Here is a 21504-nt window from a genome sequence, read left to right on the forward strand (position 1 = left end):
GATCAGTGTGCCGCAGGCCGGCCCCGCGACCTGTCGGCCCCTCGATGTTCGGCGCCCGGCGGGCATACCGAATCAGGGGCAACGGCGGATGCTGCGCGGTGGCGTGCGCGCCAGGGACGGCCGTACCGGTAGCCGGTCTGTGCTGCGTCATCGGTTGCATCGAGATCGGCGAGGACGACCTGGGGCGCCCCGTCCTCCGCGCCGCGAGCCAGCCACCGGGCGTCGGCGGAGGCGACGCCCGAGCGAGGGTGGCCGGGTTCGAGGCCGGGCGCGGCGAAGGCGATCCACATCTGGGTGAGCAGGGCGTGCGCGAGCGGGCGCTGTTCGTCCAGCGAGTCCGGGTCCGTGCTGTAGCTGGCCAGGAGTACGCAGTCAGCCCCCATCGCTTCGTACTCGATGAAGACCTCCGGGAGCCCGGCCTCGATGCACAGCGCGCACCCGAATCTGAGCCCGTCGACCTCGAACGTCGTCGGCCGAGTGCCCGCGGCATAGAGGAACGAGCTCTCCGTGGTCGAGAGGTACCGCTTGTCGTAGCGGTCCACGATCACCCCGGCGTCACTGATCACGTGCAGGCTGTTGGAGGGACGCCCGCCCTCAGACGACGGGTGAACAGATCCGACGACCGTCCACAGCTCGAGTTCGCCGGCCAGCTGCGCGGTCAGTTCGAGTTCGCGCGCGAGGACGTCCCACGCCACGAGTGCCCAGTCGGCGTCCGCAACCTGCGCGGGATCGCTGGAGATGAGCCGCTTGTGGGGATACCCGGACAGCGCCCCTTCAGTGAACAGGACCAGGCGCGCCGAGCCGGCTGCCGCGACGCGCATCAGCTCCCGGACCTCGCGCCCCTGCGCGGCGATCGAGGCCGCGTCGAACCTCTGGGTACCCAGTCCTTGCGCCACTGCAATCCGAACCATGGGCCCATGGTCGCCGACTCGACCCGACGGATCGACCAGGCGCGCGAAGCCGTCACGACCGGCGCGTGCAGAGCGTCGGACGGTACCGAGCCCGGAGAATAGGGCCATGCGACGCTCCAGAGTTCACATCATGGGGGCCAGCGGTTCCGGCACAACCACCCTCGCGCGGGCGCTGGCGGACCGGTGGTCGGTGCCGCACGCCGACGCGGACGATTACTTCTGGATTCCCACGGATCCGCCGTACACGCAGAAGCGTCCGGTCGAGCAGCGCCTGGCTCTCATGAACGACGTGTTCGTACCCCGTGAGGCGTGGGTGCTGTCCGGATCGATGGTCGGCTGGGGCGAGAGCGTCGTCGCCCAGTGTGATGCCGTGGTGTTCCTGACGCTGGAGCCGCAGGAGCGCCTGCGCCGCCTCGAAGCTCGCGAGGTCGCTCGGCGCGCGGGACGTCCCCATGACGAGGGGGCGTGGGCTCATTTTCTGCAGTGGGCACGGAACTACGATGACCCGTCCTTCACCGGGCGAAGCCGCACCGCTCACGAGGCGTGGTTGGAGGGACTCGACAAGCCCGTCCTGCGACTGGACAGCGCCCGCCCGCTCGGGGAGCTGGTGGAGGCGGTGCTCAGCTGGGATCCGCGCTGACCGATCAGACCGGCCGGGTACTCGGTTCGTTCCGGGCCGTCTCCGGCCGCGTCCCGCGTCTCACCGGGCGCATGCCCGTCGCAGTCGCGTGGTCAGCTCGTGGCGGACTCCCTCGATATCCAGCGCCCGCACGATCCGGTGCGGCCCGTCGGGATCCGGGTCGAAGTCGGTGCAACCGTCCGCGCCGTCGATGCGGATCCGGCCGCGCTCGAACCGGAACAGCTCGGGCGCGACCATCGTCAGCACTGCAATCGGGTCGTGCGGCGTGTTCCAGTCGTGCCCGATCACGGACCAGTACCGGTGCACCTCGCCGAGGAGCAGCTGTCCAAGTTCACCGTCGAGACCGGTCAGGTCGCCCTCGGTCAGCCGGACCTGCTCGGTGATCTCGAGGCCGACGGCGGTGAGCTGGACATCGGCATCGAACACCACGCGGGCGGCGTCGACGTCGGAGCGGATGTTGTGCTCCGTGCGCCCGTCGAAGGCGCCGCCCATCATGGTGATCTCTCCGATCGCGCACCGAGGATGCTCGAGAGCTGCGGCCACGTTGGTGAGCGGGCCGATCGGGACGACGTGGCCGCCGGCTGCCAGCACATCCACCGCGCTGACGTTCTCCGCGAACTCCTGCTCGTCCAGGTCCTCGACGGTGGAGCCCTCGTGCCCGGCCCACCACGCGGGCTTGCCGGACCGGGTCTCGGCGAGGCCGGCCGCGATAATCGGGGCGGCCCGCCCGGCGGAGGCGAAGACCTTCGCCACCAGGCGGGCCCGCAGCTCCACGTCGCCGTAGACCGTCGTGACCGCAGTGGCGTTCAGCTCCGGGGAACCCAGGATGACCGCGAGCGCCAGGAGGTCGTCGACGTCGGTACCGATGTCGGTGTCGAGCACCAGCGACATACCGTCGGTCTCTGCCATCAGTCAGTCCCTCTCCGTTCTTCGGCCCGACGGCAGTCTGCTATCGGTCGTAGGCATCTCGGCGGTGCGCTGCCCGGACGATCGTCACCGTGAGCTCTTCGTCGAGCACGTCGTAGATGACCCGATAATCACCGGCCCTGATCCGCCACGCCGTCCGCTCACCGACCAACTTCGTGGCCCCGTGGGGCCGTGGATTCGCAGCGAGGTCCTCCACGGCCGCGAGGACACGTTCCCGCGCCGGCCTCGGCAGCTTTTTCACCTGGCGCGCGGCAGCGCTCGTGAAGACGACTCGGTACCTCACAAGGCGATGTCGCGGCGCAGGTCGTCGAGGTCGATGCGCTCCCCGTCATCAGCCGCCTTGGCTTCTCGATACGCAGCGACATCCTGAGCCATCTCGTACTCCTCGAGCACCTGGAAATCTGCAGGGCTCACCAGGACTGCTGCGAGCTTTCCATTGCGCGTCACGCCGATTCGTTCCCCTCCGTACATCGTGCGGCCGAGTACGTCGGCAAGCTGGCGCCGGAGTTCTCGTGTGGACACTTCACTGCTCATGCTGTTCTCACCGCTCGACATGCAGCCACTGTAGCACTACCGGTCACTGTGTACACACGGAACGCAGCGATGGGAGGCCTCAGTTCTCGAGCATCAGCCCGAAGCCCGGGGTCTGCGGGAGCACGATCTGCCCGTCCTGCAGCGAGTACGCCGAGGCGTCGACGCCCTCGGTGGTGCCGGGAACCGCCTCGACCACGGGCACGCTGCCGAGTCCGGCCGCCAGGTGCGCGGCGTACAGCGTCTTCAGCGGGTACCCCCACGCGTGGGGCGAGGCGACGACGCCGATCTCGCGGACGGTGGGCATGAGGCGCCGCCAGGCGGTGAATCCGAAGGAGAGCACGTCCATCAGCAGTACGTCCAGCAGCCCGTCCCGGGCGAGATCGAGCACGTGGTCGACGTCGGGGTCGTACTCCCCATCGGCCACCATGACGTTCGAGCCGCTGCGGTCCCGGTGCGCTCGAACCTGCTGCAGACCCTCGGCGTGCTCGGCGAAGGGCTCCTCGATCCAGTACAGGTCGCAGTCCTCGACCTGTTCGAGGAACCGCAGGGTCTGCTCGGGGGTGTAGCCGTCGTTCATGTCGACCAGCAGGCGGGCGTCCGGGTACGCCTCGCGCACCGCGCGGACGACCTCGAGGTCCCGGGCCAGCCCCGCCTCGGAGGGCATCCAGCGGTTGCCCCGGCCGATCTTGAGCTTGAAGGCGCGGTATCCGGCGTCCCAGTCGGCGGCGCAGGAGGCCAGCACGCCGCTTACGCCGCGCGGGGAGTCGTCGGGGTCGAGATCATCGAAGTAGATCGCGCCGGAGTAGCAGGGCACGGGCGCGGTGCCGAGCCCGCCGAGCATCTGGTGGACGGGCACGTCGAGGATGGTGGCGGCGAGGTCGTGCAGCGCCACGTCCAGCGGCAGTGCCGCCGGGTCCAGCACGCCGATGGCCGGGTCGAAGATCTCCTCGAGGGGCGCGCCGACGCACGCGGTGAAGTCCGCCTCGGGCCCCTCGTACATGCCCCAGCCGACGTGCCCGGAGTCGGTGCGTGCCACGACGGCGAGCGCCGTCGGCCCCTCACCGTGCGCGCCGAGGCGGGCATTGCGGCCGATGGGGCGCGGGTAGCGGCTGCGGATCGGCCGGGTCTCGACGGCGGAGAGGCGGTGGCCGGTCAGGTCGGTGGGGTTCATGCGCGAATCTCCAGGTCTCGGATAGTGAGCCCGCCCCGGTCCCAGCCGCCGCCGGTGATCCAGGTGCGGGCAGGGTTCTCGGGGTCGGTGACGATCTCGGCGCAGTGCTCGTCGAGGTCGACGTCGACCTGCCCGGCGTCCCCGAAGTGCAACGGGTCGCGCGAGTAGTAGGCCAGGGTGCGGTCGTACTCCCCCGATTCGCAGACGAACAGCAGCCAGCCGTCGCCGGCGCGGATGACGAAGGGTGATTCCGTCGGCCCGCCGACGGTGCCGGAGACCGTGGAGCGGTAGGCGACCGAGGGCTCCGACCAGGTCACCAGATCAGTGCCGGTGCGCACGCCGACCTCGTGGAAGCCACCGGTGGGCTCGGAGGTGCGGGTGTAGTAGAGCAGCCAGCGCTCGCCGTCGCGGAGGACCATCGGGTCGCGGGCGTCGAAGCCGTCGGCGAAGAGCGACCCGCCCTCGTGATGGGTCCAGGTGAACAGATCGGTGCTGGTGGCGAGCTCGATGCGGTAATCGGCGTGGTCTGCGCGGCCGCCGCAGTAGAACATCCAGTAGCGGCCGTCGTGGTGGATCACGTGGGGTGCCCAGACGTGCATCTCGCCGATCTCCGTGCGGGCGTGGAGCACCGGGTCGTGGATCGTCCACTCACTGCCGGTCAGGTCCGGGGCGGTGGCGTGGAGGAAGAGGTTCTCCCCCAGCGGATCGGCGGGTTCGGGATGCCAGATCCCGAAGACGTGCCAGCTGCCGCCCGCGTCCCGGATGAGAGTGTGGTCGTTGACGTACCAGGGCTCGTCGGCCGACGGGGAGGCGTCGAGCAGGCGACGCTTGGCGCCGGGGATGAGGCGGACTGGTGCTGGGGGCACGGATGCTCCTCGTCGAGCAGGTGGCGGCGGGGAGTACGACAGCAATCGTGTACTCGTCCCGTCGACCCTAGCGTCACCCTCGCCCGGCGTACATGGCCGCCCACCTCAGAGCGGGGCGATGTTGAGGGCGGAGAAGAACGTGTTGTCGGGGTCGTAGGCGCGCTTGACCTCGCGCAGTCGCGTCAGCGTCTCGCCCGGATACGCAGCCGCCACATCCTCCTCGGTGGTGGGGTCGGAGAGGAAGTTGGGGTAGCGCCCCGTCAGGCCCAGTGCCTGCTCGGTGGCGTCGGCCCACTGCCTCGCGGGCTCCAGCTGCCCGGGATCCGCGGTGGCGGCGACGACGGCCACGGTGGCCTCGCGCTGCCGGTGGGCGAAGGCGGTCGCGTCCTCGGCCACCTCCGCCACGGCGCCGCCGAGGAAGCGAATCTGTACGGCGGCCATATCTGTAGCGCGCCGGCCGAGGGCCTCGAGCGCGGCGGCCGCCCAGGACGCGTCGGCGCCGTCGACGAACCCGGAGCGCACCACCGGATGCAGCTTCGCCGGCGCCGGAGGAGGGCCCTTGATCAGTTCGGGGTAGGGCGTGGGGCCGACCGTATCCAGCGCGGGCTCGCCCAGCTGCCTCAGCGGATCCAGCACGGATGGCGCATCCTCGGGGGCCCCGGAGTAACACAGGGCCATCACCAGCACGGGGGTGCCGTGGAGCCGTTCGGGCAGCCACGGCACGGGAGGGGCGGCCATGAGATTCAGCATCGCCCCGAGTTCCCGGGGCCCGGTGCGCACGGCCCGGATCGCGCCGGCGAGCACCTCGGCGGTGGCGGGCACGGCGAGCATCCCGCCGGCGACGGTGCCTGCCGGGTGCAGGTCGAAACTCAGCTGCGTGACCACTCCGAAGTTCCCGCCCCCGCCGCGCAGTGCCCAGAACAGCTCGGGGTGCTCGTCGGGGCCCGCCATGATCACGCTGCCGTCGGCCAGCACCACCTCGGCCGAGCGCAGGTTGTCGATGCTCAGCCCGTCGCGCCGGGTCAGGAAACCCACACCGCCGCCCAGGGTGATGCCGGCGATGCCGACCGTGGGGGCGTCGCCGAAGCCGGTGGTCAGGCCGTGCTCGTGTGCGGCGGCGAGATAGTCGGCGGCCAGCACCCCGCCGCCGACGGTCGCGATACGGGAGTCGGGGTCCATGGACAGCTGATCGAGTCCCCGCATGTCGAGGGTGAGGGCCCCGTCGACGATGCCACGGCGGGAGTGGCCGCCGCTGCGCACGGCCAGGGGCGCCCCGGCCTCGCGGGCGCCGCGCACGATCGTGGCGACCTCCCGCGTGCTGGTGGGTCGAGCGGCGGCGAGCGGGGAACGTCCGGGGGTGGCGAAGGGGATGTCGGTGGCGAGGTCATAGCCGGGCGAACCCGGCCGGAGGAAGCTGCGGCCGAGTGAGCGGGCCAGAGCGGGCACGGCGGTCATGGTGGCTCCTGCGGGGTTCGGCAGACGAGTGCAGAGTTCACTTCGCTCCCTGAACGTTAGGGCCCGAAGTGATCTGCGTCAAGGGCTCGGGTGACGGCGAGTGGCCTCTAAGCTGTCCGGCATGATCGACTGGACGAGGAAACCGGTGGCGGCGCTGATCCGGCACATGGATCAGCACACCAGCCAGGCGGCGGAGACCCTCTTCGCCCGCCACGGCGGCAGTCGGCCGATCTACTTCATCCTCCTCGCGCTCCACGAGAAGGACCGCACCACTCAGCGCGAGCTGGCCGCGGTGGTCGACCTGCGCGAAGCCACCCTGAGCGAGCACCTGCGCGTGATGGCCGAACGGGACCTGATCACCCGATACCGCCCACCCGAGAACCAGCGCACACAGCAGATCGCGCTGACCGAGCGCGGCACGGAGCTGTTCACCACGCTGCGCACGGCGATCGAGGATTTCGATGCCCACGTGCGCGCGGCCGCCGGGACAGAGGTCGACCTCGCGCTGCTCTACGAGATGGGGCCCCGCATCGCCGCTGCGGCGGACGAGTACATCGGCCGCACGACCGGCAACTGACGCCCCGGCTGCTCAGGGGGCCGCCGGGCCCCCACGAGATTGCAGGGAGACGCAGGTGAACACGGCCCCCTGTGCATCCCGGGCACGGTAGAGGTAGTCGTCCTCGGTGACCACGCGGCCCGAGCCCCCGGCCTCGATGAGCTGGACATCATCTCCGTCGACGATCTCGAGAGCGCCCTCGATGACGTGGATCATCGTGCCCGGCGAGGGCACGCCGGAGCCGCCCTGGTAGACGTCATCGCCGGTCAGCTTCCACTTCCACGTCTCCACCGACAGCCCTTCGGTGTCGATCGCGTCCAGCAGCACCGACCAGCTGCCCCCGTCGGTCGACCACACCTCGACCCCGTCCGGCGGGGCGTCGGAGCCCACCCCCATCAGCGCCGCGAAGGTGGTGCCGAGGCCGGCGGCGATGCGGTCGAGGATGAAGACGCTGGGGTTGGCCTGGCCGAGCTCGATCTGGGTGAGCATGCGGCGACTGACGTCACTGAGGTCCGCGAGCGCGCCGACGCTGAGGTCCTGGTCCTGGCGCGCGGCGCGGATGCGCTCGCCGAGCTGGGCGACGACCGCGGGACGCATACCACCGGGCATGTCGGACCTCCTCTCGGTGATGCACGCACGCTCGAAAGACTGAGACGTGACCAGAAGCGTATCGGGAGGCTCACCCGGAACGGACGTGACGGGAACTATATTGCGCATCGGCGCGGGTGGGCATTATGTTGCCCAGGGCCCCGCTGTGGCCCCGCCTGCGCTCACCCGCCACCGCAAAGTTCCATCCCGTCGAAGGAGGTCGTCCCCGTGACCAGCCACGCCCCCGCGTCCACCACGCAACCCGCGCCGGCCTCCCGCCCGGATGGCCGTCTGCTGCGCTGGTTCATGTCCTACGGCTCCTTCGCGGTGCCGCAGGCCGCCGCCCCGATCGCCTTCGCACTGATCGCGCTGCCCCTGACCGGGGATCCCGGCAGCGGCGCGGCGATGATGCTCGCGATGACGATCGCGCAGGTACTCGGCGCCGTCCCGATCACGCGCCTCGGGCGCCGCTTCTCCCCGCTGCCCTTCCTGCGAGTGCTGATCGGGTTGCGGACCGTGGCGCTCGCGGCGATCGCCGTGTGCGCCGGGCTGGGCGCACCCTTCGCCTTCGTCGTGGCCGGGGCCGCACTGGCGGGCCTGGTCAACGGCGCCGCCTACGGACATCTGCGCGCGGTGCTGAACCACCTGGTGCCCTCGGGCCGGCTGCCGCGGGCACTCGGCGTCGCCGCCACCCTGAACGAGGTCACGTTCGCGGCCGCGCCGCTGGTGGCCGCCGCCCTGGGGAGCGTCTCCCCGCAGGCCGCCGCGTGGGCGATGGTGATCCTCGGGATGGGGCCGATGCTGCTGCTGCCGCGGATCCCCACCGCGACCGCTCCGGGGCCGGAACAGCGCCGCGATCGCCTCACCCTGAGGCCGATGATCATGCTGTGGCTGGTGTGCGGAGGCGCGAGCGCGGCCTCCATCTCCGCGATCGAGATCGGGGCCGTGTCGATGGCGGTCTCGTTCGGCATGCCTGCAGCGTGGGGCGTCATCTTCCCCCTCGCTCTCTGCGTCACCTCCGTCGCCGGTGGGGTCTGGGTCAGCATCCACAACCGGGTGCCGCGCCGTCGCACGGTGCTCGCTTGGCTGGCCACCACCGCCCTCGGCGTCGCCTGCGTGGGGCTCGGCCACTCGGTGACAGCCACTCTCGTGGGCGCGCTGCTGGTCGGGGCGGTCCTCGCCCCGCTGGCGACGTACTACTCGCTGATCCTGGACCGGCTGGTTCCGGCCGAGCACCGCGCCGAGGTCTTCGCGCAGCTGCGCACGGCCAATGCGCTCGGGATCATCACGTCCAGCGGCCTGATCTCGCTGGTCTCGCTGCAGGCGACGTTCACCGTCGTCATCACGGTGATGACGGGCGTGATGCTGATGGCCGGCGGCGTATTCACCGCAGCCTGGCTGCACGGGCGTCGTGCCCGCGCAGCGCGGGAGAGCGAGGACCGGCGGCTCGCGCGGGTCGAGGCGCCGACGGGCCAGGACGACGCGCCCGCCGAGGGGCACGCCGTGCCGGCCACGGTCGGCTCCGCTCCGGCGGCGGCCAGCTCGGTCCCGGCCGCGAGCGGCACGCGGCCGGGAGGCACCTCGCCCTCCGAGGGTGCACGGATCCCGGAGTTTCGCGAGTAAACGATTGCCCAGCGGGGAGCGACTCCGTACGGTGGGAACGGAAACGTGCGAGCGGGACCGCGGCAGAGCTGGCCGGCGCCCGCCGCGACCCCGCCCGTGGATGCGCGGGGGCATCCGGACCTGGAGGAGGTCCCGCTGTGATCACTCGTTCCACCTTCTTGCGCGGCGCAGTCGCTGCGGCCGGCGCCAGTGCGCTGACCCCCGTAGCCGCCGGCGCCCATCCCGGCGGCGGCGCGAGTTCGCCATCCAAGCCCCTGGGTGACGGCCCGGCCGGCACCTCGCCCGCCGAGTCCCCGGGCTTCGGCCCCGTCCCCGACACCTGTCCCCGGATCGAGCGGATGGCCCCGGTGACCGGCCCGGGCGTCACCACCCGGTTTCGGATGGAGGCCACCGATCTCGGTGCCCCGGCGGTCACGCCCGACGGCCGCTCGCTGTTCATCTTCGGCGACACCTTCGAGGACGCCGTGGTCGGTGGCGGGTTCTGGCGCTCTCCCGTCGGCCTGTACGCCGACCCCGACGTCCCGCTGGACGGGGGCATCCGCTGGACCAGCGCGGTCGGCGGCGAGACCGCCGAGCAACTGGTCCCCTACGAGCACGACGACGATCCGGTCTACACGATCCTGCCCGGGGACATCATCACCATCGGCGACACCATGTACCTGTGGATGATGGTCAACCACGGCTTCCCGACCGTCGGCAGCACCGAGATCTGGACCTCCACCGATTCCGGGGAGACGTGGGATCGCACCGCGGAGATGTTCCCCGGCGACCACCTGGGCGGGTTCATGCAGCAGTGCACCTGGTTCCGCGCCCCCGCCGAGCACTACGTCTACCTGCTGACGACGGGATTCCAGCGCGACAAGGGCGTGCTGCTCCACCGCGTCCCGGTCGATTCCGTGCTGGATCCCGGCGCCTACGAGACCTACGGGCCGGGCGAGGAGAGCTGGGGCTGGGGCGAGGAGCCGGCGCCGGTCATCGACGGCGCCATCGGCGAGATGTGCCTGCGGATCGTCGACGGCGAGTGGGTGCTGACCTACTTCGACGCCGGCAACTACCGCGTCGACATCCTCGCCGCCGACTCGCCACTGGAGGTCCGTGACGCCACCGCCTCGACGCTGCTGCACGGCGGTGACTGGGGCGCCGAGGAGCACAACGTCGTCGCCCAGCTGTACGGGCCCTACATCGTGCCCGGGTCCACGCTCGAGGTGATGCACCTGCTGTGCTCGCAGTGGCACACCGGGCCCGACTGGCCGTACCACGTCGAGCAGTTCCGCATCGAGGACCCGCTGGGGCGCGCCTGCGAGGGCTGACGCCTCAGCGCGACCTCTGCAGCACTGTCAGAACGCAGCAGAGCCGGCCCGGGCGACTCGCTCGGGCCGGCTCTCCGAGTCCTGCTCAGCCCAGCTGCAGCCCGTGTCCGATCGGGTAGGCCTCGCCGGTCCCGTCGATCGCGGGGATCGCGACCGGGAGGGTGCCGCGCGGTTCGACCGCGCCCGCGACCACGCCGGCGACGGCACGGAGGTTGCAGTCCGAGTTGCCGTAGGCGGCCAGGGAGCTGGCGACCTCACCGACGTGGACCACGTCGTAGGGGTTGCGCAGCGACGCATGGATCACCGGCACGCCGGTCTCGCGGAGAGCGCCGACGAGAGCGACCTGGGCGGCCGGGGTCTCGAAGCCGGAGGACGAGCTGAACACGAGCACCGCGTCATGCTCCGCGGCGGCGGTGGCGGCCTGCTCGGCGGTGGTCTCGTCGAGCGGGTCCAGCACCAGAGCCGTCGCCTCGAGGCCGTGCTCGTCCAGCGCCTGGACGGTCACCTCCAGCTTCTCCTGCGTGCCGACGCCGGTGACCAGCACGCTCGTGCCTCCCGCGAGGGGCAGGGTCTCGTCATCGGTGATGACGGTGACGGCGTCGTCGGCGATCTTCTGCGCGGTGCGCGCCGAGCGCTCCGTACCCACGGCGGCGACGGCATCGGCGACGTCGACGTGAGCGTCCTCGAACAGGCCCCGGCGCAGCTTCTGGGCGAGGATGCGCCGCACGGACTGATCCAGCCGCTCCTCGGTGATCTCGCCGCTGGCCACCGCCTCCTGGACGCCGTCGATGGCGACGGCCAGGTCCGGTGGCATGAGCATCTGGTCGGCGCCGGCGAGGATGGCCTCGACCGGCACCCGGTCGTCCCCGAACATGGTGCGCACACCCTCCATGGCCAGCGAGTCGGTGACGATGACCCCGTCGTAGCCGAGCTCCTCGCGCAGCAGACCGGTGAGGATCGGCTGGGACAGGGTCGCGGGCCGGCCGGAGTCATCCAGCGCCGGGACCACGATATGCGCGGTCATGATGGCGTCCACGCCCTGCTCGATCGCGGCGATGAAGGGTGGCAGATCGATCTCGTCGATCTCCTCGCGGGTGTGGTCGATGACCGGCAGGCCGACGTGGGAGTCGGTGGCGGTGTCCCCGTGGCCGGGGAAGTGCTTCGCGGCCGCGGAGCAGTTCGCCTTTTGCAGTCCCTTGATGTGGCGGGCGGCGAGGTCCGCGACGGCCTCCGGGTCCGCGCCGAGGGAGCGCACCCCGATCACCGGGTTCTGCGCCTCGATGTTGACGTCGGCCACCGGGGCGAAGGCCTGGCCGATGCCGGCCGCACGCAGTTCGGTGCCGATGATGTCGCCGGCCTTGCGGGCGTGGGAGCCGGAGCCCGTGGCGCCCAGGGCCATCGCCCCGGGCAGCGGGGTGGCCGGGGCCGGCAGCCGGTAGACGACGCCGCGCTCCTCGTCGGTGCTGATCACCAGGGGGATGCCGCCGGCCGCGAGCGCCGCGTCCTGGGCCTCGTTCGAGAGGGTCGCGATCTGCTCGATGCTCTCGAGATTCTCGCTCCAGACGAAGTAGATCAGCCCGCCGACGTGGTGGGTGGAGATGATCTCGGCGATGGTGTCCACGCCGGTGCTGGAGGTGTTGTCGGGGTGGGGTTCGTCGGCCGCAGAGCCGTAGCCGACGGCGACGAAGAGCTGGCCGATCTTCTGCTCGAGGCTCATGCCGGCCAGCAGCTCGTCGAGACGGGCGTCGTGCTTGTCGTCGCCGCGGGCGGGGGCGCTCCGGGTCCCGGCGGCGTGCGCGGTCGCGGGCAGTGCGGTGGCCGTGCCGGCGAGGGCCAGGGCACCGAAGCTGCGCCGGTCCAGCAGGTGGCCGGGCCGTCGGCGGCTGCTGGAGGTGGCGTGGTGGCTGGAGGTGGTGTCGTCGGGGCCGGCGGGGGTGGGGATGCTGGGGGTCATCGGGGGCTCCTGCTCAGTAGAGGCGGTAGCGGCGAGCGGTGGCGACGAACTCGTCGAGCTCGTCCTGCCAGGCGGCGACGATGTCGTCGGCCGGGTCGCCGGCCTCGAGCATCGAGCGGGTGCGCTTGGTGCCGGAGAGGCTGTCGATCCAGCAGACGTCGGCCTCGGTGCGGCAGTCCTCGCCCTCGCGCCAGTCGACCTCCGGGACCTGCCTGAAAAGGGCGGCGAGCACGTGGATGCCGGTGCGCACCGGCTCGTACTCCTCCGGATCCGTCACGTGCAGCTGCAAGCCGCCGCAGAACTCCCCGGCGTGGTTGCTGGTGGTGGGAGTGGCGAACATGGGCCGGGCCAGCAAGCCGGGCAGCTCGGCGAGGTCGGCGATGATCGCGTCGATCTGCGCCTCGGTGATGAACGGGGCGCCGAACCACAGGAACGGGGTGGTGGTGCCGCGACCCTCGGAGACGTTCAGCGACTCGATGAGGCCGGTGCCCGCGTAGACGATCGCGGTCTCGGCGGTGGGGATGTTCGGCGAGGGCAGGACCCACGGCAGCCCCGCGTCGGCCGGCTCCGCGGGGTCGTAGCCACTCATCTCGATGACCTCGAGATCCACTGCGTCGCCGAGGAACTCGCCGTTGAACAGCTGGGCAAGTTCTCCGACGGTCAGGCCGTGGCGCTGCGGGATCTCCTTCAGACCCACGAAGGAGGACAGCGCCGGTTCGAGGATGAAGCCCTCGGCCTCGGCGCCCAGGGGGTTCGGGCGGTCCAGGACGAGGAAGCGCTTGTCGTTCTCGGCGGCGGCCTCCATCGCGTAGTAGAGGGTCCAGATGTACGTGTAGAAGCGGGCGCCGATGTCCTGGATGTCGAAGATCAGGGTGTCGACGTCGGCGATCATCTCGGGTGTGGGTTTCTGCGTCTCCCCGTACAGGGAGCGCACCGGCAGGCCCGTCTTCTCATCGATGTAGTCGCCGACCTCGCCGCCGGCCGGCTCTGCGCCGCGCACGCCGTGCTCGGGGCCGAACAGCGCGACCAGGCTGAAGCCGCCCTCCTCCTCGGCACCGATGAGCAGGTCGATGGTGGAGGTCAGCTCCCGGTCGGTGCCGGTGGGGTTGGTGATGAGGCCGACGCTCGCGCCGTCCAGCGTGGACAGCTGGTCGGCTTCCAGGAGGTTCTCGACGCCCAGAGCGAAGCGCCCCTTGCCGTGGCCTTGTCCGTGGCCGCCGCCGTTGCCCTTGCCGTGTCCGTTGCCCTTGCCGTTGGTGCCGCCGCCGTTGTCCGCTGGGAGGGCGCTCGCGGCGCCGGCGGTGGCCAGCACGGCCCCGGCCGGGAGGGAGGCGAGGACGCGCCGGCGCCCTGGGCGCTCTGCTCCTGCCTCGGGGTCTCGGTGGCCGCCCGTGGAGGGCGTACGCGGGGGCTGGGCAGGCTGGAGCGCCGGGTTGTTCACGATGAGAATTCCTCCGTCGTCGGGTCCGCCGCGCGAACGCTCGTGCTGGTCAGCTCTGCGTGCCGTCCGGCGCGGACACTGCGCCGACGCCGTGCGGCTCCATCGCGCGCGACTGACGACGCTAGCAACGATGGCGTGTCGTGACAACCGTCACACAGAGTGGGCGCGGTGGGGCCATGCGCCGGCCCGGCTACCGTGGAGCTTGTCGCATGACGCCGTCCCACCGGCCGAATCGCGCCGCCCAACCGGCCGAGCAGAGGAGCGCAGATGCCCGCACAGCCCCCGTCTTCCGCCGGCGCGGACGGCGTCCTGGTGATCGGATCCGCGTCGGTCGACGTGACCGCGTTCGCCGGCCGGATGCCGCGTCCGGGCGAGACGCTGCTGGGCGAGTCCTTCTCCCTCGTGCTGGGAGGCAAAGGGGCGAACCAGGCCGTCGCCGCGGGGCGCGCCGGGGCACCCGTCCGCTTCGTCGGCTGCGTGGGCGATGACGTGTTCGCCCCGCTGGTGCAGGAGGGCCTGCGCGAGGCCGGCGTGGACATCTCGCACCTGCATGAGGTCCCCGGCCAGACGGGCGTGGCGCACATCCGCGTGGACGGCGCCGGGGAGAACCACATCGTGGTGGTGCCCGGCGCGAACGGCCGCCTCGGCGCCACGCATGTGGACGCGGCCCTGGAGGAGTTCGCCGCGATTAGCAGCGTGCTGCTGACCCAGCTGGAGACTCCACTCGAGCTGACAGCGCACATCATTCGCAGCGCCCGCGAGCACGGCCTCACGGTGATCCTGGATCCCGCCCCCGCCCCGCCGGGCGGCCTCGACGAGTCGATCTGGCCCCTGGTGGACGTCGTGACGCCGAACGAGACGGAGGCGTCCTTGCTGACCGGCATCGAGGTCGACTCCCGCGAGACCGCCCAGCGTGCGGGCCACTGGTTCCTCGAGCGCGGGGCGGGCCACGCGGTGATCACGATGGCGGGCGCGGGCAGCGTCCTCGTCGATCGCGACGGCACCACTGACCTCGAAGCGCGCCCGGTCGACGTCCTCGACACCACGGCGGCGGGCGACGCCTTCGCCGGCTACCTCGCGACCTCGCTCGCTGCAGGCCAGGACCTGGCCACGGCCGCGGACCGGGCGGGGGCGGCCGGGGCGCTGGCGGTCACCCGACGCGGGGCCTCCCCCAGCATCCCCGCACGCGCCGAGGTCGAGGACCTGCTACGGCGCGCGTAGGAGGCGGCGAGTGCGAGGGGGCGAGTGCGAGGGGCGACGGGGCGATCCTGCTCGGCGGTACTCCAGCGACCAGGCGCGACGTATATCGCCGCGCCTGTGCGTGTGAGTACCGTCCAGCCGGAACCCGAACTGCAGACTCAGAGCAACGAACCCCGATGCACCTTCCGCCGGATCAGATCCGTGAGCAGTGCACTGGTCGCCGGCCAATCCAGCCAGATCTTCTCCCACGTCAGCCGAACCACGAGATAGCCGCCCGAGAGAGACATCAGATCGCGTCTGCGATCCTGATGAAACGCCTTGTCAGAGCCATGATGAGCACGGCTGTCGCACTCGACGATGAGTCGATCCCCCACCAGCAGGTCGACGCGACCCACTCCCGGAACCTCCACCTGCTCGCGGCATCGGACCCCTTGCCGTTCGAAGAACCGACGGACTCGGGTCTCGGAGCCGGAGCCGGCGAGTGCACTGATGCGCCCGATCCGCTGCTGCCGTTTCCGGGAGGCGCGGGCAAGAATCTCGGCGACGTCGTCGAGCCGTAGCATCCCTTTCTCGATCGCTGACTCGAGCAGCGTCGCCGCTTCCTCCGCAGTCAGGCAGTTCACCGCGTGCTCCAGGGCAGTGCGCAGCGGCATGATCGGTTCGTCGTCGGGCCAGACCCGCACGATGGGCCAATGACGGGTGACGACCTCGGGGCCCGCATCTTCGGACGCTCGCCTACCCACTTCATGGCTGGCCGTGCTGATCGGTGTCCATAACCCATAGACCTCCGCCGCCGTCACGCACGTCGCACGGTGTCCACGTGACAGCGGGCCGGCAACACGAGAGGGCGTGCCGGCCGTCGTGTACCAGCCGTTGCCTTGGGTGAACAGTCGGCCGTGGCTCACCAGGGCGAGACGGCGATCCGCGTCGATGCCGCGCTGGCCGAGCTCAGCGGCGCGCCACACGCCGAGCCTCTTCTTCAGCGGTGATCGGTTGTCCATGGGCCGAGGCTCTCGTACCGCGGAGCCCCCGAAAGCGCGGTGTGCACAACTCGATGTGGGGAGGAACGGTCGGGGCACGTCCGACTCGCGGCGAAGTCCGTGAGCACAGCGGCGCGACGATATCGAGGCCTGAGCCCGCCGACTCGCCGAGCAGGCAGGCTCGCTCGCTCGCTCGCTCGCCGATTGTGCTCGCTTCCGGGATGCGTACTGCCGGGGCACGGGTGCCGAGAGAATTCGGCTCGGCGGTACTCACACGCACAGGCGGGACGTATATCGCCGCGCCTGTGCGTGTGAGTACCGTCCAGTCGGAGCTTGCTCCTATACCCCAGCCCGGCGCGCCATCAGGCCCCAGCCCGGCGCGCCAATACCGGGACCGCCCTCCTCAGGCGGCGCGGCGCCCGTCGGCGAGGTCGAGCAGGTGGTCGAGCACCCGGTCGCCGCCGGCGCGCAGGCCGTCGTGCTCGTACTCGCTGGTGACCCAGGTGCGCAGGCCGGGCAGCAGCTCGGCCGTGGCCAGGGAGTACCGGCGGGGCACGTAGGCGTCCTCGAAGTAGATCGCCGCGGCGCCCGGCACGTCGGCCGCCCGCAGGGCGGCCTCGTCGTAGAGCCGGGGCCATTCGTGCTCGGCCAGCAGGTCGGCGGCCTCGGCCCACGGGGCGAGCTCGGGATCCTCGTCGAACAGGTCGCGGTGGATGTGCTCGCCGGCCAGCAGCGTCGCATCATCCCGCACCTCCTGGGGCATCATGCGGTCCCCGGCCCAGCGGGTGGCGGTGCCGTCGGCCCAGCAGGATTCGTGGATCACGGCGTACAGCGGATTGCGGCCGCCGAAGGGCAGGGCGGAGGCGAGGTCATGCGCGAAGGCGGGTGAGGCGGGATCGAGGTCGAGGAGATAGTGCAGCTTCTCCTGGCCCTGGGAGGCGCCCAGCAGGTGGCCGAGCCGGCGCAGGCGCTCGATGCCGACGCTCTGCCCGTCGGGAAGGCGCAGATGCCCGTCGGCGGCGAGATCGGCGAGACGGCGGAAGCGGTCCCGGTCGCCGGGGAAGCGGGCCCAGTACCGCTCGCTGCGGGCGATCATGCCCTGCCAGGTGGTGGCGTAGGCGGCGTCCATGTCCGGCCCGACCGAGGGCAGGCCGCCGGTGAACAGAGCCTTGTCGACGGAGCCGGCGTGGGCGCTGAGGTAGCGCAGGGTGGTGAACCCGCCGAAGGACTGGCCCAGCAGCGACCATTTCTCGGCGCCCAGGTGCTCGCGCAGCAGCTCGGCGTCGCGCGCGATCGCGTCGGCCCGGAAGTGGGTGAGGTAGGCGGCCTGCTGGGAGGCGGTGGCCTCGCGCAGGGTGGCGGCGCCCGCGATGGCACCCTCGGGCAGAGCGGTGTCGAGCCCGACGGGGGTGGAACGGCCGGTGCCGCGCTGGTCGAGCATGACCACGCGGTGCTCGCGCAGGGCGCGGGCCAGCCAGGGCGGGTTCTCGGCGCCGAGCGGGCGCGGGGCCTCGGCGCCCGGGCCGCCCTGGAGGAAGACGAGGTAGGGCTTCTCCTGTCCGTCGGGTTCCGAGATGATCCGCGCGAACAGCTCCAGGCGCGGCGAGTCGGTCTCGGCGTGGTCCAGCGGGACCGGCAGGGTGATGTCGCGCAGCTCCAGACCGGGCAGGGTCCAGGTGGTGCTCATGTCGTCGGTGGTCAGCAGCGGTCTCGGCATCTGCCCAGAGTATCGACGAGCGCGGTCGCCGTGCCGTCGGCGATGGCGCCGTGCAGGCAGCAGGGTGCCGTGCAGGCAGCAGGGTGCCGTGCAGGCAGCAGGGTGCCGTGCAGGCGGCAGGGTGCCGTGCAGGCGGCAGGGTGCCGGCGCCGGCGTAGATGCCGATGGCTGTGTCAGGAGATCTGCCCGCCGGTCAGCAACTCCAGCGCCGGGCCGAGGGTGTTCAGCGCGATGATGGCGCCGACGATGCCGACGGTCCACGAGAAGGCGCCGGCCGCGCTCTTGACCGACCAGCTGTGGACCCGCTCGAGCACGGCGTCTCCGCGCGCCCCGAGGGCCGCGCGCACTCCGCTCAGCACGATGCCGGGCACGATCATCACCGCGCAGTAGCCGACCAGCACCAGCGAGCCGACGCCCAGTCCGATGCCCATGTCGGCGATGATGCCCATCGCCGCGAGGTACGGGATCATCGAGGCCGCTTCGATGACTCCGGCCAGGAGAGCCAGCCCGACCAGCGTCGCGGGCCGGCCCGAGGCACGGCGTGCACGCTCGGTCCACTTCCGCGCCGAGGCCTCCGGGTCCCCGCCGCGCTTGACGATGGACTTGGGGTCCAGGCGGAAGGACCAGATCACCAGCGCCACGCCGAGCGCGGCGAGCAGCACGGTCACCGGTGGCGCGGCCAGCAGGTGCCCGAAGGTCTCCATCAGCGGCAGCAGCCCGGCCAGCAGTGCGATGCCGAGGATCAGGTAGAACACGGCGATCACGACGAGGTAGAGCAGGGTGCGGCCGGCCACGCGGAGCGCCCCACCCTCCCCGACGACCAGCAGGATCACCGGGATCACCAGGGTGCCCATCGAGGTGGAGTCCACGAGGGCGAGCAGGAGCAGGCCGAGCGGTCCGGCAGTGTCGACGAGCGATTCCATGCCGTCGATCCTGCCGGGCGGTGCCGCTGCGGTCCTCCTCCGAAGGTGCCGACCGCGCGCGCAGGGGAGGTGGCGTGCGCCACGGCGTCGTAACCTCGGAGCATGTCCATTCCCCCGGCGCCGGTGGCGGCCGACCCCTCGCCCGAGGATCTCGGCCGCCTCGGCTCGGAGCGCCGGGACCTGCTGATCGCCGGCGGGTATGCGGCGCTGGTGCTGCTGCTGGCGGCCTCCGGGGCGAGCAACTCCGGCTTCGTCGAGGCCGACGGACGGTGGCCGCTGTGGCTCTCGGTGACGCTGATGCTGGCCGGCTGCGTGAGCATGATCTGGCGTCGCCGCCGGCCGGTCGTCACGTTCGCGGTGGCCGGCCCGCTCGCCGTGGTGGAGATCCTCCTCGGCGGGCAGATCTCGGCATACTTCCTGCTGTTCGAGGCGCTGTTCGACCCGGTCATGCACGGCAGCCACCGCCTGGCCCGCGCGACCACCGCCCTCGCGGTCGCGGCCGGCGCAATCGCGCTGATCACCACCGTCGTGATCAACGGCGTCGGACCGATCCTGCTGGTGGTGATGATGGTGACGGTGCTCGTGGTGACCACTCCGCTGCTGTGGGGCTGGGAAGTGCGCCACCATCGCGGGGCCCGGGAGGCGGCAGAGACCCTCGCCGGGCTCGAACGCGAGCTCGCAGCCACCCGCGCCGTCCATGCCATCGAGACGGAGCGCCGCCAGATCGCCCACGACCTGCACGACGTCATCGCGGGGCATCTCAGCGCGGTCTCCCTGCACACCAATCTGGCCGCCTCCCTCGAGGACGAGCAGGCGCGTGGACGCTCGCTGGTCACGGCCCGGGAATCGGCGCACGCGGCGCTGCGCGATCTGCGCTCGATCATCGGGGTGCTCTCGAGCGAGGAATCCGGCGCCCTGCCCACCGCCACGCTGGACTGGCCCTCGCTCGAAGCGCGGCTGCGAGGCCGGGACCCCGCGGCGCGCGTGGAGATCGACCCCGCCGCCACGGACCCGGCGCGCGTGGATCCGTCGGTGCAGGCCGCGCTGCTGCGCATCGCCGCAGAGGCCGTCACCAATGCGGTCCAGCACGGTCGGGCGCCGATCTCGCTGGTGGTGCGCGCGGAAGCCGACGCCGTGACGCTGGAGCTGGTCAACGGCCTCGCGGAGCAGTCGGAGCCCGGTGCCGGCGTGGGGCGCGGCGCGATCAGCCACCGTGCCACGGCCGTGGGCGGCACCGCCGTGTCCGAGCCGATGGCCGCCGATGCCGGCGAGCCGGAGACGTGGCGGGTCCATGCGTGTCTGCCCGTCGGCCGCACCGAGGTCTCCTCGCGAGCCGCCCAGCCCGCCCACGCCGGTCCGCACAGGCCCGCCGTCTCCCACGAGGATCAGGAGCGCACCTCATGAGTGAACCCATCCGTCTGCTCGTCGCCGACGACCACCCCGCGGTGCGCTCCGGGCTGGTCGCGCTGCTGAACTCGGCGCCCGACGTCACCGTGGTCGCCGAGGCCTCCGACGGCACCGGGGCGCTGGCCGCGGCCCGCGAGCACCGGCCCGACGTCGTGCTGACCGATGTCCGCATGCCCGGCGCGACCGGTATCGAGATCACGCCGCGCCTCCGGGAGACGGGCGCGAACGTGCTGGTGATCTCGGGATTCGACCTCGATGAGTACGTGCTCGGTGCGCTCGCCGCGGGGGCCGACGGCTATCTGGTCAAGACCGAGGACCCGGAGCGGATCCTCGCCGCGGTGCGCGACGTCCACCGGGGTGACGCCGTGCTGTCCGCGGCGGCGACCAAAGCGGTGGTGGGGGCGCTGCGGGGGCGCGCACTGCCGTCCCGGCACGAGGCGACAGCCACGTCGGCCGCCGGCGGGGACCACGTGGCCATGGACCGGGGCGCCACCGATGCCGGGGCCGCCGAGGCATCCGGACCCGGGCCCGGCTCCCGCTCGGGGATCGCAGATGCGACCGCACAGGCCGCTCCCACCCAGCCGCTGACCCGCCGCGAGGAGGACGTCCTCGCGCTCGTCGCCCAGGGCATGTCCAACCAGCAGATCGCCAGCGACCTGTTCGTCGAGATCACCACCGTGAAGTCCCACCTGTCCCACGCCCTAGCCAAGCTGCAGCTGGACTCCCGGGTCCAGGCGGCCCTGTGGTGGCAGCAGAACCGCGGGGGAGGGCACTGCGTCGCGTCGCGCTCTCACCCGGCACGCGACCTCACGCGGCGCGGCGGACCCCGCGCAGGATGAGCCGGACCAGCTCAGCGACGAGGCCGGAGAGCACGCCGACGATGACCCCGGTGAACAGGCTCGAGATGACCGCGACCAGGCGGAACAGGATGGCCTGGGCCGTCGGATCGAGGTCGGAGAGATTCCCGCCCAGCGACGGGCCGCCGTCGGGGAAAGAGGCGCCCCAGAAGATCTGGTGTCCGATCGCGAGGAGCACGCCGTAGCAGGCGCCGATCGCCAGCAGGGTCAGGAACGGTCGTGGCACCCTCGCGGCGATCGCGACGACGATCCACACGATCACGGGAACGAACACCAGCAGCATGTTCGCCAGCGTGCCGGGGTGGAGCACGCCGAGGTCGTGCAGGATCACGCGCGGAACACCGAGCAGGGCGAGGCCGAGGATCGCGAGGATCGACAGTCCCAGCGGGCCCCGAGAGGTGCGGACAGGAGCGGAGGACGCGGTCTGGTTCGTCATGCCCGCAA

21 protein-coding genes are annotated in these 21504 nt (G+C 71.7%); 7 read left to right on the forward strand and 14 right to left on the reverse strand.

All coding sequences use genetic code 11. The annotated features are described in order from the left end of the window. Positions 1-2 precede the first annotated feature (2 nt). Positions 3-911 (reverse strand): carbon-nitrogen hydrolase family protein, encoded by a 909-nt coding sequence (locus AC5020_RS04600; RefSeq protein ID WP_464987404.1) that lies wholly within the window; start codon positions 909-911, stop codon positions 3-5. A 106-nt stretch (positions 912-1017) separates the two neighbouring features. On the opposite strand from AC5020_RS04600, the gene AC5020_RS04605 reads away from it, so the two are divergent. Beyond that, positions 1018-1551 (forward strand): AAA family ATPase, encoded by a 534-nt coding sequence (locus AC5020_RS04605; protein ID WP_464987405.1) that lies wholly within the window; start codon positions 1018-1020, stop codon positions 1549-1551. A gap of 60 nt (positions 1552-1611) precedes the next feature. Here AC5020_RS04605 and AC5020_RS04610 read toward each other — a convergent pair whose 3' ends face one another. The 6 genes from AC5020_RS04610 to AC5020_RS04635 form a co-directional block, all read right to left on the reverse strand. After that, complete coding sequence (locus tag AC5020_RS04610; RefSeq protein ID WP_464987406.1) at positions 1612-2460, reverse strand: nucleoside hydrolase; 849 nt, start codon at positions 2458-2460, stop codon at positions 1612-1614. A gap of 40 nt (positions 2461-2500) precedes the next feature. Then, on the reverse strand, positions 2501-2761 hold the full coding sequence (locus tag AC5020_RS04615; protein ID WP_377015792.1) for a type II toxin-antitoxin system RelE family toxin: 261 nt from the start codon (positions 2759-2761) through the stop codon (positions 2501-2503). After that, a complete protein-coding gene (locus tag AC5020_RS04620) occupies positions 2758-3033 on the reverse strand; it encodes a type II toxin-antitoxin system Phd/YefM family antitoxin (protein ID WP_377015789.1) in 276 nt (91 codons plus the stop codon). The genes AC5020_RS04615 and AC5020_RS04620 overlap by 4 nt, the downstream gene beginning before the upstream one ends. Before the next feature lie 58 nt (positions 3034-3091). Beyond that, positions 3092-4183: a mandelate racemase/muconate lactonizing enzyme family protein gene (locus AC5020_RS04625; protein ID WP_464987407.1), complete on the reverse strand. Its 1092-nt coding sequence runs from the start codon at positions 4181-4183 to the stop codon at positions 3092-3094. Next, complete coding sequence (locus AC5020_RS04630) at positions 4180-5049, reverse strand: glycoside hydrolase family protein (protein ID WP_464987408.1); 870 nt, start codon at positions 5047-5049, stop codon at positions 4180-4182. The genes AC5020_RS04625 and AC5020_RS04630 overlap by 4 nt, the downstream gene beginning before the upstream one ends. 105 nt (positions 5050-5154) lie before the next feature. After that, positions 5155-6504 carry an FAD-binding oxidoreductase gene (locus AC5020_RS04635; RefSeq protein WP_377015780.1) on the reverse strand — a complete coding sequence of 450 codons (1350 nt, stop codon included), beginning with the start codon at positions 6502-6504 and terminating at the stop codon, positions 5155-5157. Between the two features lie 121 nt (positions 6505-6625). Here AC5020_RS04635 and AC5020_RS04640 point away from each other — a divergent pair, with 121 nt between their 5' ends. Next, positions 6626-7081 carry a MarR family winged helix-turn-helix transcriptional regulator gene (locus AC5020_RS04640; protein WP_464987409.1) on the forward strand — a complete coding sequence of 152 codons (456 nt, stop codon included), beginning with the start codon at positions 6626-6628 and terminating at the stop codon, positions 7079-7081. A gap of 12 nt (positions 7082-7093) precedes the next feature. On the opposite strand, the gene AC5020_RS04645 is transcribed toward AC5020_RS04640, so the two are convergent. Next, entirely contained in the window at positions 7094-7669 is a 576-nt protein-coding gene (locus AC5020_RS04645) for a helix-turn-helix domain-containing protein (protein ID WP_377015774.1), read from the reverse strand. A 207-nt stretch (positions 7670-7876) separates the two neighbouring features. On the opposite strand from AC5020_RS04645, the gene AC5020_RS04650 reads away from it, so the two are divergent. Together AC5020_RS04650 and AC5020_RS04655 are read left to right on the forward strand one after the other, a co-directional pair. After that, entirely contained in the window at positions 7877-9271 is a 1395-nt protein-coding gene (locus tag AC5020_RS04650; RefSeq protein WP_464987410.1) for an MFS transporter, read from the forward strand. A 137-nt stretch (positions 9272-9408) separates the two neighbouring features. Further along, positions 9409-10581: a glycoside hydrolase family 183 protein gene (locus AC5020_RS04655; protein WP_464987411.1), complete on the forward strand. Its 1173-nt coding sequence runs from the start codon at positions 9409-9411 to the stop codon at positions 10579-10581. An 85-nt stretch (positions 10582-10666) separates the two neighbouring features. On the opposite strand, the gene AC5020_RS04660 is transcribed toward AC5020_RS04655, so the two are convergent. Together AC5020_RS04660 and AC5020_RS04665 are read right to left on the reverse strand one after the other, a co-directional pair. Next, positions 10667-12535, reverse strand: a complete 1869-nt coding sequence (locus AC5020_RS04660; protein WP_464987412.1) for a glycoside hydrolase family 3 protein — start codon at positions 12533-12535, stop codon at positions 10667-10669. Between the two features lie 13 nt (positions 12536-12548). Beyond that, complete coding sequence (locus tag AC5020_RS04665; protein WP_464987413.1) at positions 12549-13976, reverse strand: exo-beta-N-acetylmuramidase NamZ family protein; 1428 nt, start codon at positions 13974-13976, stop codon at positions 12549-12551. A 267-nt stretch (positions 13977-14243) separates the two neighbouring features. Between AC5020_RS04665 and rbsK the strand changes: the two genes are divergently transcribed. Further along, entirely contained in the window at positions 14244-15197 is a 954-nt protein-coding gene (gene rbsK, locus AC5020_RS04670) for a ribokinase (RefSeq protein ID WP_464987414.1), read from the forward strand. 137 nt (positions 15198-15334) lie between these two features. On the opposite strand, the gene AC5020_RS04675 is transcribed toward rbsK, so the two are convergent. From AC5020_RS04675 to AC5020_RS04685, 3 genes are all read right to left on the reverse strand, one after another. Further along, a complete protein-coding gene (locus tag AC5020_RS04675; protein WP_464987415.1) occupies positions 15335-16177 on the reverse strand; it encodes an endonuclease domain-containing protein in 843 nt (280 codons plus the stop codon). A 382-nt stretch (positions 16178-16559) separates the two neighbouring features. Continuing rightward, a complete protein-coding gene (locus AC5020_RS04680; protein ID WP_464987416.1) occupies positions 16560-17873 on the reverse strand; it encodes an alpha/beta fold hydrolase in 1314 nt (437 codons plus the stop codon). 173 nt (positions 17874-18046) lie between these two features. Then, on the reverse strand, positions 18047-18796 hold the full coding sequence (locus tag AC5020_RS04685; protein WP_464987417.1) for a GAP family protein: 750 nt from the start codon (positions 18794-18796) through the stop codon (positions 18047-18049). Positions 18797-18898: 102 nt separating this feature from the next. Here AC5020_RS04685 and AC5020_RS04690 point away from each other — a divergent pair, with 102 nt between their 5' ends. Next, complete coding sequence (locus AC5020_RS04690; protein ID WP_464987418.1) at positions 18899-20200, forward strand: sensor histidine kinase; 1302 nt, start codon at positions 18899-18901, stop codon at positions 20198-20200. Continuing rightward, positions 20197-21042, forward strand: coding sequence for a response regulator (locus tag AC5020_RS04695; RefSeq protein ID WP_464987419.1), 846 nt, complete (start codon positions 20197-20199; stop codon positions 21040-21042). Before AC5020_RS04690 ends, AC5020_RS04695 begins: the two co-directional genes overlap by 4 nt. Here AC5020_RS04695 and AC5020_RS04700 read toward each other — a convergent pair. Next, positions 21011-21496, reverse strand: a complete 486-nt coding sequence (locus AC5020_RS04700; RefSeq protein ID WP_464987420.1) for a hypothetical protein — start codon at positions 21494-21496, stop codon at positions 21011-21013. The two genes, AC5020_RS04695 and AC5020_RS04700, sit on opposite strands and share 32 nt — an antisense overlap. Positions 21497-21504: the final 8 nt, after the last annotated feature.

Source organism: Brachybacterium sp. SYSU DS0246 (assembly GCF_059391765.1).

What these genes read in the sequence shown, in the direction of transcription:
- AC5020_RS04600 (WP_464987404.1), bottom strand. Translation starts at nt 911, where the DNA reads ATGGTTCGGATTGCAGTGGCGCAAGGACTGGGTACCCAGAGGTTCGAC.
- AC5020_RS04605 (WP_464987405.1), top strand. Translation starts at nt 1,018, where the DNA reads ATGCGACGCTCCAGAGTTCACATCATGGGGGCCAGCGGTTCCGGCACA.
- AC5020_RS04610 (WP_464987406.1), bottom strand. Translation starts at nt 2,460, where the DNA reads ATGGCAGAGACCGACGGTATGTCGCTGGTGCTCGACACCGACATCGGT.
- AC5020_RS04620 (WP_377015789.1), bottom strand. Translation starts at nt 3,033, where the DNA reads ATGTCGAGCGGTGAGAACAGCATGAGCAGTGAAGTGTCCACACGAGAA.
- AC5020_RS04625 (WP_464987407.1), bottom strand. Translation starts at nt 4,183, where the DNA reads ATGAACCCCACCGACCTGACCGGCCACCGCCTCTCCGCCGTCGAGACC.
- AC5020_RS04635 (WP_377015780.1), bottom strand. Translation starts at nt 6,504, where the DNA reads ATGACCGCCGTGCCCGCTCTGGCCCGCTCACTCGGCCGCAGCTTCCTC.
- AC5020_RS04640 (WP_464987409.1), top strand. Translation starts at nt 6,626, where the DNA reads ATGATCGACTGGACGAGGAAACCGGTGGCGGCGCTGATCCGGCACATG.
- AC5020_RS04645 (WP_377015774.1), bottom strand. Translation starts at nt 7,669, where the DNA reads ATGCCCGGTGGTATGCGTCCCGCGGTCGTCGCCCAGCTCGGCGAGCGC.
- AC5020_RS04660 (WP_464987412.1), bottom strand. Translation starts at nt 12,535, where the DNA reads ATGACCCCCAGCATCCCCACCCCCGCCGGCCCCGACGACACCACCTCC.
- rbsK (WP_464987414.1), top strand. Translation starts at nt 14,244, where the DNA reads ATGCCCGCACAGCCCCCGTCTTCCGCCGGCGCGGACGGCGTCCTGGTG.
- AC5020_RS04675 (WP_464987415.1), bottom strand. Translation starts at nt 16,177, where the DNA reads ATGGACAACCGATCACCGCTGAAGAAGAGGCTCGGCGTGTGGCGCGCC.
- AC5020_RS04680 (WP_464987416.1), bottom strand. Translation starts at nt 17,873, where the DNA reads ATGCCGAGACCGCTGCTGACCACCGACGACATGAGCACCACCTGGACC.
- AC5020_RS04685 (WP_464987417.1), bottom strand. Translation starts at nt 18,796, where the DNA reads ATGGAATCGCTCGTCGACACTGCCGGACCGCTCGGCCTGCTCCTGCTC.
- AC5020_RS04690 (WP_464987418.1), top strand. Translation starts at nt 18,899, where the DNA reads ATGTCCATTCCCCCGGCGCCGGTGGCGGCCGACCCCTCGCCCGAGGAT.
- AC5020_RS04695 (WP_464987419.1), top strand. Translation starts at nt 20,197, where the DNA reads ATGAGTGAACCCATCCGTCTGCTCGTCGCCGACGACCACCCCGCGGTG.
- AC5020_RS04700 (WP_464987420.1), bottom strand. Translation starts at nt 21,496, where the DNA reads ATGACGAACCAGACCGCGTCCTCCGCTCCTGTCCGCACCTCTCGGGGC.